The organism is Butyrivibrio sp. AE2032, from assembly GCF_000702965.1.
The window spans coordinates 2276223-2292636 of record NZ_JNLF01000003.1; the positions used below are offsets into that span (position 1 = coordinate 2276223).

Consider the following 16414-nt stretch of genomic DNA (forward strand, 5'->3'; position numbering starts at 1 on the left):
ACGTGCAACTCAAGCGTGAATTGCTTCAGTGCAGTAAGCTCGGGTGGGCGCCTCGGAAATTTTGCATAAGGGGCGATTGTGGTGCGCTATGGAGCTGAGACCTACCAATCAGGAGTGTCCCACACGAGTGATTGATGCTCAGGGCTCAGTGGAGTGCTCAGCGCGCCGAGACACGCGTGCAAATTTCCGAGGCACCCGACCGAGCGTATACACAGGATACATTTAGATTTAGTTGGAGGTTTTAGATGAAAGCATTCTTGATACTAGAGGATGGAACAAGGTTCGAAGGGAAACACATCGGCTTTGACAAGGAAGTAGTCAGCGAAATAGTGTTCAACACATCTATGGCTGGTTACACGGAAGTCTTTACCGACCCTTCCTATGCTGGACAGGCGGTGTGCATGACTTATCCGCTTATAGGTAACTATGGCGTGTGCCTGGAGGATATGGAGTCGGAGAGAATTTGGCCGGATGCGGTGATCGTGAGAGAACTGGCGAAGGTTCCGTCAAATTTCAGATGTGATATGTCGCTGCAGGAGTTTTTGGAGAAGTATGAGACTCCGGGCATTGAGGGGATTGATACAAGAAAGCTTGTAAGGATCCTTCGTGAAAAAGGAACCATGAACGGCATTATCACTACCAATGAAAACCTCCGATATGAGGATGTGAAGGGAAGGCTATCAGCTTATACAACGGGAGATGTAGTGAGCAAGGTTTCCTGTACAGAGAAGTATGAGATAAAGGGAGCAGCTGACCTTGCTGAGAACGGCCCTATTTCAGGCAGCAGCTCTTTTAACAAAGAGAACTATGAGGCCAGCCTCAAGGGCGACCTTTCCAAGAGGGAAAAGAGACCTTCTATTGTAAGAAACTTAAATGGCAAAGGACTTAAGGTTGCCCTCCTTGATGTGGGAGCCAAGAAGAACATTGCTGATTCCCTGGCAGCAAGAGGGTGTGATGTTACAGTTTACCCATACAACACAACTGCTGAGGAGATACTTAATAGCAACCCTGATGGCATCATGTTATCCAATGGCCCTGGAGATCCAAAGGAATGCACCGGGGTAATTGAGGAGATCAAAAAGCTCTACGCTTCAGATGTGCCGATTTTTGCCATCTGCCTTGGACACCAGCTTATGGCACTGGCAACAGGAGCTGATACCTACAAGCTTAAATATGGACACAGAGGAGGAAACCACCCGGTTAAGGATCTTTCAAACGGACGAGTTTACATCTCCTCCCAGAACCACGGCTATGTAGTGGATACAGAAAAGCTTGATAGCAAAGTTGCTGAGCCTGCATTTATTAATGTAAATGATGGCACCAACGAAGGGCTTAAGTACGTGGGCAAGAACATCTTCACAGTTCAGTTCCATCCGGAAGCCTGCCCAGGTCCCCAGGATTCAAGCTACCTGTTTGATAGATTTATTGAGATGATGTGCGCGTCAAAGTGAGACATGCGTGAAGAAGTGAACCAAGAAATATGTGCTTGCACGATATTTCTTGGTTTGCGATGAACATACGGCGAACGCCGCGACAACGAGGGATTGCGGAGCAATTCCGAGTCGGCGGCATGTCGGAGTAAAGGAAGGATATACATATGCCAAAGAATCAAGACGTTAAAAAAGTACTGGTCATCGGTTCCGGACCTATTGTAATTGGACAGGCGGCAGAGTTTGACTACGCCGGAACCCAGGCTTGCAGATCCCTTAAAGAAGAGGACATAGAGGTAGTACTGGTCAACTCCAACCCTGCTACCATCATGACAGATAAGGATATCGCAGATGAGGTCTACATTGAACCCCTCACTGTAAAGGTCCTTGAGCAGATCATTGAAAAAGAAAAGCCCGACTCAATCCTGCCAACCCTTGGAGGTCAGGCGGGACTGAATCTTGGAATGGAGCTGGATGAATCCGGCTTCCTTAAAGCACATGGAGTAAAGCTTCTTGGAACCACAGCTGAGACCATCAGAAAGGCTGAGGACCGCCAGGAATTCAAGGATACCATGGAGAAGATCGGAGAGCCCTGTGCAGCTTCCCTGGTTGTTCACAACGTAGAGGATGGCGTGGCTTTCGCAAGACAGATCGGATACCCGGTTGTTCTTCGCCCTGCCTTCACTTTGGGTGGATCCGGCGGCGGAATTGCCCACAACCAGACTGAGTGCGAGGAGATCTTAAAGAACGGTCTCAGACTTTCAAGAGCCAACGAAGTTCTTGTAGAGCGTTGCATCTCCGGCTGGAAAGAGATCGAGTACGAGGTAATGCGTGACAGCGCAGGAAACTGCATCACAGTCTGCAACATGGAGAACATCGATCCTGTAGGTGTTCATACCGGAGACTCCATCGTTGTGGCACCTTCCCAGACCCTTGGAGATAAGGAATATCAGATGCTTAGAAGTGCAGCTCTGAATATCATCGATGAGCTTAAGATCACCGGTGGCTGTAACGTTCAGTTTGCCCTTCATCCCACAAGCTTTGAATACTGCGTAATCGAGGTTAATCCAAGAGTAAGCCGTTCCTCAGCCCTTGCAAGTAAGGCAACAGGATACCCTATCGCAAAGGTTGCTGCCAAGATCGCCCTGGGCTACACCCTTGATGAGATCAAGAACGCCATTACAGGAAAGACCTATGCAAGCTTTGAGCCTGCCCTTGACTACTGTGTAGTTAAGTTCCCAAGGCTTCCGTTCGACAAGTTCATAACCGCCAAGAGAACCCTTACAACCCAGATGAAGGCAACTGGTGAGGTTATGAGTATCTGCACCAATTTTGAGGGTGCAATGATGAAGGCAATCCGCTCACTGGAGCAGCATGTGGACTGCCTCACAAGCTACGACTTCTCAGAGCTTGATGACGATGAGTTAAAAGAGCGTCTTAAGATTGTAGATGACCAGAGAATCTGGGTCATTGCTGAGGCACTTCGCCGCGGTATGAGCCATGATGAGATCCACGACATCACCATGATCGACCTTTGGTTTATAGATAAGCTCCATACCCTGGTAAAGATGGAGCTTAAACTCCTTCGCGCCGGAGAAAAGAACCGTGAAGGAAAGTATGGAACCTTGGAGGATGCCAAGAAGTGCATCAGCTTCGAGACTATGCTTGAAGCTAAGCGCCTTGAGTTCCCTGACTCCGTGATCAGCCGCTTCACCAGGTTTACAACCAAGGTGTTAAAAGAGCTAAGGGCCTTCTATAATATCCAGGCCAGCTACAAGATCGTTGACACCTGTGCAGCTGAGTTTGCGGCTCAGACGCCTTACTACTACTCAGTTTATAACGGCCCCGATTCAGAGGACGAAGCAGCTACAGCCGACAGCTCTTTTGCCGGAGAGAAAAAGAAGATCCTGGTTCTTGGTTCAGGTCCTATCAGAATCGGTCAGGGAATTGAGTTTGACTACTGCTCAGTTCATGCTACCTGGGCCTTCAAGAAGGCTGGTTTTGAGACCATTATTGTAAACAACAACCCGGAGACTGTCAGCACGGACTTCGACATTGCAGATAAGCTCTACTTTGAGCCGCTGACTCCCGAGGATGTGGAGAACATTGTGCGCCTGGAAAAGCCTGACGGAGCAGTTGTTCAGTTCGGTGGACAGACAGCCATCAAGCTCACTCAGGACCTTATGGAAATGGGAGTTAAGATCTACGGAACCAAGGCAGAGGACGTTGATGCTGCTGAAGACAGAGAGATCTTTGACAGGATTCTGGAAGAGACCCAGATCAAGCGTGCCCAGGGTGCTACAGTTTACACTGCCGAAGAGGCAAAGGAAGTTGCTAACCGCCTTGGATACCCTGTACTTGTGCGTCCTTCCTACGTTCTTGGTGGTCAGGGAATGCAGATAGCTCTTTCCGATGATGAGATCGAGGAGTTCATGAACATCATCAACAGATATGCTCAGGATCATCCTATCCTTGTAGATAAGTACCTTCAGGGAATTGAGACAGAGGTTGATGCTGTATGCGACGGCGAGGACATTGTTATCCCCGGAATCATGGAACATATCGAGAGGTCTGGAATCCACTCTGGAGACTCCATCTCAGTTTATCCTGCCCAGTCTCTTTCACAGAAGGTAAAAGACACTATCGCAGAATATACAAAGCGCCTGGCAAAGGCCCTGCACGTAATCGGCCTTATCAACATCCAGTTCATCGCAGTTGGAGATGAGGTATACATTATTGAGGCTAACCCAAGATCCTCAAGAACCGTGCCTTATATCAGTAAGGTTACAGGTATTCCGATCGTTGACCTTGCAGCCCAGGTAATGCTTGGCAAGAAGCTTAAAGACCTCGGTTATACTCCGGGACTTCAGCCTGAGGCAGACTATGTTGCCATCAAGATGCCTGTATTCTCCTTTGAGAAGATCAGGGGAGCTGAGATCAGCCTTGGACCTGAGATGAAGAGTACCGGTGAGTGTCTTGGAATCAGCAAGAGCTTTAACGAGGCCCTCTATAAAGCCTTCCTTGGAGCCGGCGTGAACCTTCCTAAGCACAAACAGATGATCATCACCGTTAAGGATTCCGACAAGGGTGAAGTCATTGAGATAGCAAGACGCTACGAGAAGCTTGGCTACATCATTTACGCCACAAGATCAACTGCCGATACCCTCAACGACAATGGTGTGAAGGCAAGAAAGATAAATCGTATCAGCCAGGAGTCACCTACAGTCATCGACCTTATCCTTGGTCACAGGATCGATCTTGTAATCGATACACCTACCCAGGGTCGTGACAAGAGCCGTGATGGATTTTTAATCAGAAGAACAGCCATCGAGACCGGTGTTAACGTTATCACAGCCCTTGATACAGCAAGAGCTCTTGTAACCAGTCTTGAGACTGCCAGCTCAGAGGAAAGCCTTGAGCTTATTGATATCGCAAAGGTGTGAGTAACTAATGTCAAAAGTGATATTTGAGAGCCCTGAGATTGCACTAAAGGACAATGAATACTGGTGCCCCAAGGCTCTCCCTTCAGATGTGAAGATAGAGTGGGATTTTATGCCGGTGAATGGAACAGGAAGCGCAGCTCTGACTTTTTCACAAAAGGATGAGAATGCCTTCCATGTTCTGTACTTCAGGAGAGAAGATGATGAGCAGAAAAGGTTTCATCTGTGCCATCTCATTAAGGATCCTGGTGGTAACATAGTTGCCACCGGGGCTGATCCCCTACCTGATATTTCGGATAACCCTTCCTGGTATCACATGACTATTTTGAAAAAAGCTAAGGATGTGGTGTTCTTTATCGATGACCTGGAGGTGCTGTATTTTAGCGATGACGGGCTGAAATACGGTGACTACCTTACAGGAGGGACACTGGGGATCCGCCAATCATCTACTTTAAAGGCACAGTACAGAAATCTTCGTATTACCTGGATTTAACGGACATAAAAGGAGACAAAAATGCAGATTTTAGTTATAAACGGTCCAAACTTAAACTTCCTTGGGATCAGAGAGAAAGCTATATACGGTAATCAGGATTATGAGAGTCTGTGCGAGATGATAAAAGAGAATGCTGCCTTTCATGGGGATAAGGTTGAGGTTTTTCAGTCCAACCATGAGGGAGATATTATAGACAGGCTTCAGGAGGCATATAGCGATGGGACGGAAGGGATTGTTATCAATCCCGGTGCTTATACTCACTACAGTTATGCCATCCATGATGCATTAAAGAGCCTTGAGAACATCGTGAAGATCGAGGTTCATATTTCAGATATCCAGTCCAGAGAGGACTTCAGAAAAGTTTCTGTTACAGCCCCTGCATGTGACAAGCAGATTTATGGTCACGGTTTTGAGGGCTATCTTGAGGCCATGGATTTCATCCGTGGTAAATGATCTCCAAAAGCTCTGGAAGACTCCTATTTATAAAAAACAGTTGAAAAAGATTTAAGTATCGTTTATACTATCTTAGGTTGTTTGATGTAATGTAATTTAGGAGGATTATTTATGATTTCTGCAAGTGATTTCAGAAATGGTGTAACCATCGAGATCGATGGCAACGTATGTCAGATTATTGAATTTCAGCATGTTAAGCCTGGTAAGGGCGCAGCTTTCGTAAGAACTAAGCTCAAGGATATCATCAATGGCGGTGTTAAGGAGACTACTTTCCGTCCTACTGAGAAGTTCCCTGCAGCAAGAATTGACAAGAAGGATATGCAGTATCTCTATCAGGATGGAGATATCTTCAACTTCATGGATTCAGAGACTTATGAGCAGATCGGTCTTACATCAGATCAGATCGGCGATTCTCTTAAGTTTGTAAAGGAGAACGAGGTTTGTAAGGTAATGTCTTACAACGGCAACGTATTCGCAGTTGAGCCACCTATGTTCGTTGAGCTTACAATCACAGAGACAGAGCCTGGTTTCAAGGGCGACACAGCTACTGGTGCTACAAAGCCTGCTACAGTTGAGACAGGTGCTAACGTAGCAGTTCCTCTCTTCGTTAACGAGGGAGACGTTATCAAGATTGATACAAGAACAGGTGAGTACCTCTCAAGAGTTTGATCTTATACGTAACCATATCTGACACGGTATAACACAATCATAAAATTATAGTAAGACAATAGGAAATCCCTTTACGGGAAGTTCTATTGTCTTTTTTTGCGCATTTTTACAAAACTTATTTAAAAGAAAAGAGGAGAAAACAAATATGGAAATTAAAGAATTTGGACAGATTATTGCAAGAGAAGTAAAGGATAAGCTGGGGGAAGACTACAGCATAGATTATTCAGATGTATTAAAGAACAACGGTGTTGTATATCACGCCCTGACCATAAGGGAAAAGGAGAAGAGTGTAGCGCCAACCATATACATTGATGGCATGTTTGAGGAGTATAACAGGGGAAAACTCCTTATGGGCCTGGTTGATGATGTGGTGAATATTTTTAAGCACAGTATTCCGGGGACGGGAATGGATATCGACTTTTTCTTCGATTTTTCCAAGGTATCGGAAAAGCTCTTTTACAAGGTGGTGAACTATAAGAGAAATAAGGAAAAACTAAAGGAGGTGCCAATAAAGCGTGTTATGGATCTGGCTCTTGTGCCTCTTTGTTTTTACAAGAACCCACAGATAGGCAATGGTTCAATTATGATAACAAAAAGCCATCTGAAGGAATGGGAGATCAGTGAGGAGGAGCTTTGGGAGAATGTGGCAGAGAATGCTGTAAAACTCATGCCCTTAAAGGTGAAGGGACTCCCTGAATTCCTTGAGAGAATGACCGGAGGAAATGTAGATGTAGAGGAGCTTTGCGGGATCTATGTTATGAGTAACTCCTGCGGAGATCTTGGTGCAGCGACCATCTTTTACCCCGGAGCCCTGAAGGAAATTGCGGATGACCATGAATGCGATCTTTACGTTATCCCTTCATCTATCCATGAGTGTATCATCATCCCGGAGGCTGGACTTCCTATGGACACATCCTTCATAAAGATGATGATCAGGGAGGTAAACCGTTCAACAGTTTCAAAGACGGATTTCCTTAGTGACAATCTCTACAGATACGACAGGGACAGCGACAGACTCATTATCGTGAAAGAATAAATTGAGCACAGAATTGTGGTATAATATGGAATGTAGTTAATTTTATTTATTAAATCACAATAATTAAGCGAGGTGGTCTATATGAGTAGAGTATCAGAAGTAACAAGCCTTCAGCAGCAGAGAATCAAAGAGATGCAGGAGCGCATGAAAGATGGAAACATGACTGATGATAAGAAAATGCAGCTGATGATCCAGAATGTAACTCAGACACTTAATGATATTTCACAGACATTGGCTATAATCGCAGACAAAAAATAAAGAGTAAAGTAGTAGTGGCCCCTATCTTAATTGATGGGGGCTTTTCCTATGGTAGATCAGATAGTTACCATTCACGGTTTGGGGAAGCGATGCCCACAGGGAAGGGGAGAGTCTGGGAAAGCTTCCCGCAACAAAAAAACCAAAATCTTCCCGGACCGGCTCGCTGGAATTCATGGTCGTAAGTCTTAGCACCTTCCATCCTACGGACCGACGGCTCATTGGCTTTTGAAGCTGCTTGTTTTCATTTCCGAGTCCTCCAAATAGCAAACGCCAGTTTCTTAGCATTCCAATGCAGTTTTTAACTCGCATGCGAGAGATGTCCGAAGCAGGGCTGTTCATATACGTATATTAAAATGGTCATGGCTCGCAAGGCGAGCACAAAGAGGGTTATGGAGCCATCTCTTCAAAGCGCGCTCGTCACCTGTAAGAGATTATAGTTTTCCAGCGCGCCTTGAGAGAGTAGCTCCATGACCCTCTTGGGTGCAATGCACCCCCATGACCATTTGAGGCATGCAACATTATAAAGCCCTGCAAGCGAGCATGCGTAATATTATAAAAACTGCAGGAATGCTAAAGAAACGTTTCGTTTGCGTACGGTGAGGAAATGGAAATAACAGCTGAGAAAACTCAGGAGCCGTCCTGGGGTCCGTGGGCAGGCTGGAAGGTGCTAATGCTTATGGCACATGAATTCTTCAGCTTGCTGCTACGCTCAGATTTTGTGTTTTTAGTTGTTGCTCGCGGCTTTCCCAGACTCTCCCCTTCCCTGTGGGCATCGCTTCCCCAAACCGTGAATGGTAACGATCAGATAGGTCATTTTTATTGATATTCCTTCGGGAATTATGGTATTATAGCTGTGTATTTGCACCCGTAGTCTAATGGATAAAACGTAGGCCTCCGACGCCTTTGTTGCTGGTTCGAGTCCAGTCGGGTGCAGTTACTTTGTAATAAAGATTTTAGAGGTTTTACAATGGCTAAGAAAAAGAAAAATAATGTAACTAATTGGAGAAATGATAAGAAGGATATTTTTGCAATCCTTGGAGATAATAAGAAGTATCTGATGCCTGCAATACTGGCAGTGGCAGTTATCATCACTGTGGTGATCGCAGTAAGCGCCAATAAAAGAGCTACTCAGGAAGCCCAGACTACTGTAGCAACTGTGGAGGCTTCAACTTTTGAGATACCGGATGCAACCATGGAGGAGAATGCTTATCCTGAGGTGAATGCGCTGGTTGAGAAGTATTATACAGCTTCAGCAAATGGTGATGCGGATACTTTGGCGCAGATCTACAAGGGGCTGGATGAGACCGAGATACTTAAGGCTGTTGCAGCTTCAGAGTATATTGATAAGTTTGACAATATTACTGTATATACAAAGCCCGGTCCTGTTGAGGGCAGCTACGTTGCCTATGTGTACAACGAGGTTAAGCTCTACGAGTATGACGGAAATGTTCCCGGACTTGAGACTTTATATATCTGTACTGATGATAACGGAAATCTCTTTATTAATGGTGATATTGCAGATGCCAACGAGCTTGATTACCTTAAGCAGATCAATGTTCAGTCAGATGTCATCGACCTGAACAATAAGGTGGCTTCAAGCTACAACGAAATGGTAAGTGGCGATGAGGCTCTTGCAGAGCTCCTTACAAGGATGCGTTCAGGACTTCAGGTTTCTGTCGGAGAGGCCCTTGCTACTTCAGAGGCTTCAGCAGCTGAGGCTAGCTCAGAAGAAGAGGCCAAAGAGGAGACAGAGCCTGAGCAGACAACTATAACCACAAGAGTTATCAAGGCTACAGATGTTGTTAATATCAGAAGTTCTGATTCTGAGACAGCGGATATTCTTGATAAGACCACATCAGGTCAGGAGTTTAAAGAGCTTGAGGCCCTGGCAAATGGCTGGAGTAAGGTTGAGTACAAGAACTCCGTTGCCTATGTAAAGACAGAATTCTTTGAGGTGGTTTCTGAGGAGACTACAGTAGTAGATAACGCTACCGAGGATGCAGGCAACGAGGATGCAAGCGCATCAGCATCAGCTTCTTCATCAACAAGCGATGCATCAGCATCAGCTTCAACAGGTGCATCGTCAGCTTCCTCAAGTTCATCAACAGCATCTTCTTCAGCATCCAGCAGTGCATCAAATACCAAGGTAGCTTCTGCAAAGACCGGAAAGATGACTGTACAGGAGACTGTAAAACTTCGTAAGGAAGCAAACACTGACTGCGAGGTTATTGAAACACTTTATCCCGGCGCAACTGTAAATGTTGTTGAGCAGTATGCAAGCGGATGGGCAAAAGTAGAGTATAATAAGAAGACAGGGTATATTAAATCTGAGTTCCTTGAATAATAGTTTTGATCAGAAGAGGTGAAGGCTATGTTTGGACGAATTAAGGTTGGTATCATGGGAGCCGGAGTTATTGGCGGCGTAATGGCAGAGACCCTTAAGAGTACAAAGGGTGCAACCTGTTATGCCATTGGTTCCAGATCTCTGGATAAGGCCCAGAAGTTTGCGGATAAGTATGGCATCAAGAAGGCCTATGGTTCCTATGAGGAACTGGTCACAGATCCAAAGATTGACCTTATATATGTTGCGACACCTCATTCTGAGCATTATGCAAATGTTGAGCTGGCGCTTTCTGCCGGAAAGCATGTTATCTGCGAAAAGGCTTTTATGTTAAATGAAGCTCAAGCCACGAAGGCATTTGAGTATGCCAAGGAGTGCAACCTTCTTTTGACAGAGGCTATGTGGACCAGATATATGCCTATTATGATCAAGCTAAAAGAGGTTATTTCCAGCCAGGTAATTGGCGAGCCAACAATGCTGACGGCGAATCTTGGTTACAATATTTCCAATAAGGAGAGGATTAATGAGCCATCTCTGGGAGGCGGAGCACTTCTAGATCTTGGAGTATATGTTCTTACTTTTGCATCCATGGCCTTTGGAAATGATGTCGCTGATATAGCATCAATCTGTACCTTTAATAACCTTGGAGTTGATATGCAGGATTCCATCACTCTTAGATATGCCGATGGAAAGATGGCTGTGCTTAATGCAACTGCCCTTGCCAATAGCGACAGGACCGGTGTGATATACGGAACCAAGGGATATATCGTAGTTAATAACATCAATAATCCTGAAAGCATTACCGTATATGACAGTGATTATAAGAAGATTGCATATCATAAGAGACCAAAGCAAAAGACTGGTTATGAATATGAAATAGAAGCCTGTGTTAAGGCTATAGAAGAGAAGTGGCTTGAATGCCCGGAAATGCCACATTCTGAAAGCCTCAAGATCATGAATATGATGGACTTCATAAGAAAGTCCAATAACATTACATTCCCGGGAGAAAATGATTTTGAAAGGAATGAGCCGGTTCAGCTCATAACTTCAGCCCACGCTATGATCGAAAAGGCTAACAACAGCCTCGCTAAGACCGAGGATAGTAATTCTGAGACGACTCAGGAGAATAATTCTGTAAGTGCGGACAGCGAGAATCAGCAATAAGTGTTTTTGTGAGGAGAGTATGCGAAGGAAGATATTGTTGGGGATAATGCTCCTTTCGCTGATAACATGTGAGTTTTCTTTTGTGAGCTATGCAGATGAGATTCAGGATACTATCTCAATCATGCAACAGCAGGAAGCAGAAACCCAGGCTACCATCTCAAACCTGGAGAAGCAGACAAAAGAGACTCAGGATGCCATCAACCAGCTGCAGGGGCAAAAACAGCAGACTCAGAGTAATGTAAGTAATCTGGAAGGCCAAAGTAGTGCGCTTCAGAGCACTATCAAAGGCTACTCCAGTAAATTAGAGACCCTTAATGAGGAGATTTCAGAGGCAGAAGATGCCATGGCAGAGGTCTCCTCTGAAATTGTCCAGCTTAATAATGAGCTTTCCGAGGCGCAGCAAAATGAGAAGGAGCGCTACGAAGCTCTTAAAATGCGTCTTAAGTCCACCTATGAAAACGGTGGTACTTCAGGTCTTCTCAGGGTTCTTCTCGAATCCGGTTCCCTAGGTGAGTTTTTGACTAAATTTGAATATCTGAATGCCATTGTCCGCTATGACCGTCAGAAGATAGCGGAGTACCAGGAATTGCAGGCTCAGATCCAGGCAAAAAAGGAAGTTGTGGAGGAGAAAGAGGCAGAGCTCGATGCCTACCAGACACAGCTTGACGAGAAACACGACGAACTATCTGATTTGACAGCAGAGGTTAAGGGACAGCTAAGTGCTACCAACAACACCCTTACAAGTGAGAGAAATAAGCTTGTAGATTATGATACCAAGATAAAAGAGCTTGATAAAAAGATGAAGGAATTGGAACCACAGGTTGCAGCTGCTCAGGCTAAACTGGCCCAGCAGATAGCAGAACGTCTTGCTCTTACAAAAGAGGATACAGGCGGTTCCTACTCAGCCAGTGACACAGAGCTTATGTGGCTGGCAGCAACCATTCAGGCTGAGTCAGACGGTGAGTCCTACACGGGTAAGCTGGGTGTTGGTTCAGTTATTATGAACAGAGTAAAGAGCTCAGCTTTCCCTAATTCCATCATCGGAGTAATAACACAGAACATGCAGTTTGCACCCTACAGGTCAGGAAAGATCGACTACATCATGTCTGTGGGCCCGAATTCCACCTGCATAAGAGCAGCTCAGGAGGTTTTAAACGGTGCTCGAATCGGCGATTACCTCTTTTTCATGACCCAGTACTGGGCTGACTACTACAGGATAAAGAACTACACCATGATCGGCAATCACGCCTTCTTCTACCGCTGGGAAACCTACGATCCACCGGCTCAGGAGACTCCATCCGAGGACGCAGCTCCTGCCCAGGAGGAAACCTCCGGCGATGGTGGCGATTCCGGTGATGGCGGCGAAAGCAGCGAAGAGCAGTCTGAGAATTCTGAGGAAAATTCTGAAGAAAACTCTGAAGGCGGCGACTAACTAGCAGCAAGTAGTTTGCGTATGTTTATATTGTTGCAAAGAGTAAGCAGGCGGATGAACTAAAAGATTTTGCGCAAGGTACGATTGTAGCTCTACGGAGGCAAGACACTCCCAGTGGCTTACCGAAGTGCTCAGAGCTATGAGGACCGGTGCAAAACTTTTAGCTCATCCGCCTGTGTATCAATTCACCAAATTAACGTAATAAAAACTCTTGCACTTTAAATGGGCATAGTGTATATTTGTATACATGACAGTGATGTCTGCGCAATGGGGCGTGGAGACCTTTGGTTTCTTACGCCCTCTTTGCGTAGAGCACCTAGTGAGGTTTTTCGAACTTGGTGCGAACCACTTCTGTGCACTTAATGAGGTTTTGTCGAATTTAGTGCAGCAGAAGATACCCCTAATACCAGTAAAAAAGAAGCGCATAGCGCACAGGAAGGAGAAACAGAAAAATGTCATATGTTGATGAGGTCTACAATTACGTTGTAGAGAAGAATCCCGCACAGCCAGAGTTCCATCAGGCAGTAAAAGAGGTTTTGGAGTCACTTCGTGTTGTTATCGAAGCAAATGAAGATGAGTACCGTAAGGATGCTCTTTTAGAGAGACTTGTAACACCAGAGAGACAGATCCTCTTCAGAGTACCTTGGGTTGACGATAAGGGACAGGTTCAGGTTAACAATGGTTTCCGTATTCAGTTCAATTCAGCAATCGGACCTTACAAGGGAGGACTTCGTTTCCATCCTTCAGTAAACCTTGGTATCATTAAGTTCCTTGGTTTTGAGCAGATCTTTAAGAATTCACTTACAAGCCTTCCTATCGGTGGTGGTAAGGGTGGTTCTGACTTTGATCCTAAGGGCAAGTCAGACAGAGAAGTAATGGCATTCTGCCAGAGCTTCATGACAGAGCTTTACAGACATATCGGAGCAGACACAGACGTTCCTGCAGGTGATATCGGTGTAGGCGGACGTGAGATCGGATTCCTTTATGGTCAGTACAAGAGAATCAGAGATAAGTACGAAGGCGTACTTACAGGTAAGGGCCTTACATACGGCGGATCTCTTGCTCGTACACAGGCTACAGGATATGGTCTTCTTTACCTTACAGAGGAGCTTTTAAAGTGCAATGGCTCTGACATTAAGGGTAAGACAGTAGCTGTTTCAGGTGCTGGTAACGTTGCTATCTACGCTATCGAGAAGGCACAGCAGCTTGGTGCTAAGCCTGTTACATGTTCAGATTCTACAGGCTGGATCTATGATCCTGAAGGAATCGATGTTGAGCTTCTTAAGGAAGTTAAGGAAGTTAAGAGAGCACGTCTTACTGAGTATGCAGCTGCTAGAAAGTCAGCTGAGTACCACGAGGGTAAGGGCGTATGGTCAGTTAAGTGTGATGTAGCTCTTCCTTGCGCTACACAGAACGAGCTCCTTCTTGAGGATGCTAAGCAGCTTGTAGCTAACGGTGTTCAGGCTGTCTGCGAGGGTGCTAACATGCCTACATCTATCGAGGCTACTGAGTATCTCCAGCAGAACAAGGTTCTCTTTGTTTGTGGTAAGGCTTCTAACGCAGGTGGTGTTGCAACATCAGCTCTTGAGATGAGCCAGAACTCAGAGAGACTTTCATGGAGCTTCGAAGAGGTTGACGCTAAGCTTAAGCAGATCATGGTTAACATCTACCACAACATTGACGATGCAGCAAGAAAGTATGGCATGGAAGGCAACTATGTTGCTGGTGCTAACATTGCTGGTTTCCTCAAGGTTGCAGAGGCTATGAAGGCTCAGGGAATCGTTTAATAATTCCAATAAGTTTTTTAGGTGGCTATCCCTACGGGGTAGCCACTTTTTTATGCACCAAATAATCGATAAATCATAGATAAATAGGCAAATAAATGGTATAATGTAGTCGCATAAACGTTAAATTTAATGCGAATTATGACGATATAGTGTTTGAGGGTTTCTTATTTTCTGGATTTCTATTCTTCTAAGGAGGCGTTATGAACAAAAAGGGTCTTTCTGTACGAACCAGGATTTTGGCATTTACTGTCATTCCATCCATTACTCTGACAATTGCACTGCTCATTACCGGCGTGAGGTTTATGAAGACAGGAATGGAGGAAGAGGTCCTGCAAGGCCTCCTGTCATCAGCCTATACCTACAAGGACATTGCCTGCCATGAGGTACAAAGAGAAGCTGGTGATAATGATATTGAAACAACACTTAAGAATGAAACCGGGTATGATTTCACCTGGTTTGATGGTGATTCAAGAAAGAATTCTTCCCTTGGAAGTTCTGTAATCGGAACCAAGGCTGCAGATAAGGTTATAAGTGAAGTAATTGGAAAGGGAAATTCATTTACTTCCACTAATACCCAGGTTGCAGGAAAAGCGTACTTTGTAGCTTATGTTCCCTATAAGGATGATTCCGGAAAAGTAACAGGGATGGCGTTCACCGGAGTGTCCAGAGAAAATGTAGATGCGCAGACCAGTAAATCTATTATCTTTATGCTGGTTATCAGCTTGATCCTTCTGGCTATCTGCGTAGCTGTTGGTGTAAAAGCATCCTATGGAATGGCCGGCGCAATCATTGAGATAAATAAGAGCGTTCAGCATCTTGCTAACGGTGAATTTATAAAGTCAGAAAAATATCTGGAAAGAACAGATGAGATCGGACTTACCTTACAAAATACCAATGCACTGGTTGATAAGCTGGGAGAGATTGTTGAATCAATCAGGAATTCAGCTAATACAGTAACAACTTCTTCAGAAGAACTTGCAGATATGGCAGACCAGATTTCCCATACAGCTGAGGATGTATCAAATGCAGTTCAGGAAATCGCGTCAGGAGCAACCCAGCAGGCAGATGAGATCCAGGTTGCATCAGAAAATGTTGGAAAGATCGGTGATGCTGTTGGAAGCGTACAGACATCAACAGATGATCTGGATACCCTTGCAGGAAAGATGAAGGAAGCCTCTCAGGTATCAAGTAGTTCTCTTGCAAGCCTGCAGGATTCTTCATCAGAGATGACAGCGAAGATTGAAGAGATCACATCTACAATCCAGAGAACTCAGGAAGCAGTTAACAACATTTCCTCCAAGGTTGAGGGAATTACATCTATAGCAACCCAGACAAACCTTCTTTCTCTTAATGCTTCTATCGAGGCTGCCAGAGCAGGTGAGGCAGGAAAGGGCTTTGCAGTTGTTGCTGGTGAGATTGGACAGCTGGCTGATAATTCAAGGACAATGGCTGATGAGATCAAGAAGGAAATGGAAGTACTTCTTGAGGAAGCTAACGCAGCAGTACATGCAGCCGAGGAAGTTAGACAGGGCAACATCGATCAGCAGACAGCCCTTGGTGAGACCATTCAGTCCATCAACGGAATGCTTGCTGATATTGATTCCACAGTAGGTGGTGTTCAGACTATCAGTGAAGGCGCGGAGCAGTGTGCATCATCTAAGAATGCAGTAGTAGATACAATGAGTGCTCTTTCAGCTATTTCAGAGGAAAATGCAGCTTCTTCACAGGAGACAGGAGCATCCATGCAGGAACTTTCAGCTACAGTTACAACCCTCGCAGGATCTGCAAACAGCCTGAAGGACGTAGCAGAAGAGCTGAACAGGGATCTGGAATTCTTCAAATAAAGGAAAACTTAAAGGGCGAAGCACTAACGAGGTGCTTCGCCCTATTTTTATGTCAGGATCTAAGATT

Annotated in this window: 12 protein-coding genes and 1 tRNA gene; all 13 read left to right on the top strand. The window is 45.2% G+C overall.

Translation table 11 applies throughout. The features are described from left to right. The first annotated feature begins 245 nt into the window (after positions 1–245). The 13 genes from BO18_RS11955 (at position 246) to BO18_RS12015 (ending at position 16347) form a co-directional block, all read left to right on the top strand. Positions 246–1451 carry a carbamoyl phosphate synthase small subunit gene (locus tag BO18_RS11955; RefSeq protein WP_034446438.1) on the top strand — a complete coding sequence of 402 codons (1206 nt, stop codon included), beginning with the start codon at positions 246–248 and terminating at the stop codon, positions 1449–1451. 146 nt (positions 1452–1597) lie between these two features. Continuing rightward, positions 1598–4873, top strand: a complete 3276-nt coding sequence (gene carB, locus BO18_RS11960; RefSeq protein ID WP_034446440.1) for a carbamoyl-phosphate synthase large subunit — start codon at positions 1598–1600, stop codon at positions 4871–4873. A 7-nt stretch (positions 4874–4880) separates the two neighbouring features. Then, positions 4881–5363 carry a DUF1961 family protein gene (locus tag BO18_RS11965; RefSeq protein WP_051688684.1) on the top strand — a complete coding sequence of 161 codons (483 nt, stop codon included), beginning with the start codon at positions 4881–4883 and terminating at the stop codon, positions 5361–5363. 21 nt (positions 5364–5384) lie between these two features. Then, positions 5385–5816, top strand: coding sequence for a type II 3-dehydroquinate dehydratase (locus BO18_RS11970; RefSeq protein WP_034446442.1), 432 nt, complete (start codon positions 5385–5387; stop codon positions 5814–5816). A gap of 111 nt (positions 5817–5927) precedes the next feature. Beyond that, positions 5928–6485, top strand: coding sequence for an elongation factor P (gene efp, locus BO18_RS11975; RefSeq protein WP_034446445.1), 558 nt, complete (start codon positions 5928–5930; stop codon positions 6483–6485). A 145-nt stretch (positions 6486–6630) separates the two neighbouring features. After that, positions 6631–7521 (top strand): DUF5688 family protein, encoded by an 891-nt coding sequence (locus BO18_RS11980; RefSeq protein WP_034446446.1) that lies wholly within the window; start codon positions 6631–6633, stop codon positions 7519–7521. A gap of 81 nt (positions 7522–7602) precedes the next feature. After that, on the top strand, positions 7603–7779 hold the full coding sequence (locus BO18_RS34855) for a hypothetical protein (protein WP_185752414.1): 177 nt from the start codon (positions 7603–7605) through the stop codon (positions 7777–7779). An 861-nt stretch (positions 7780–8640) separates the two neighbouring features. Next, positions 8641–8712 (top strand) — tRNA-Arg (locus BO18_RS11990). Positions 8713–8746: 34 nt separating this feature from the next. Next, complete coding sequence (locus tag BO18_RS11995; protein WP_034446450.1) at positions 8747–10123, top strand: SH3 domain-containing protein; 1377 nt, start codon at positions 8747–8749, stop codon at positions 10121–10123. A 27-nt stretch (positions 10124–10150) separates the two neighbouring features. Beyond that, complete coding sequence (locus BO18_RS12000; RefSeq protein ID WP_051688685.1) at positions 10151–11284, top strand: Gfo/Idh/MocA family protein; 1134 nt, start codon at positions 10151–10153, stop codon at positions 11282–11284. A gap of 19 nt (positions 11285–11303) precedes the next feature. Then, on the top strand, positions 11304–12716 hold the full coding sequence (locus BO18_RS12005; RefSeq protein WP_081861002.1) for a cell wall hydrolase: 1413 nt from the start codon (positions 11304–11306) through the stop codon (positions 12714–12716). 452 nt (positions 12717–13168) lie between these two features. After that, positions 13169–14503 (top strand): NADP-specific glutamate dehydrogenase, encoded by a 1335-nt coding sequence (gene gdhA / locus BO18_RS12010; RefSeq protein ID WP_034446452.1) that lies wholly within the window; start codon positions 13169–13171, stop codon positions 14501–14503. 200 nt (positions 14504–14703) lie between these two features. Then, the gene (locus BO18_RS12015) at positions 14704–16347 is read left to right on the top strand and encodes a methyl-accepting chemotaxis protein (protein WP_051688686.1); all 1644 of its coding nucleotides are present in this window, start codon (positions 14704–14706) and stop codon (positions 16345–16347) included. Positions 16348–16414 lie beyond the last annotated feature (67 nt).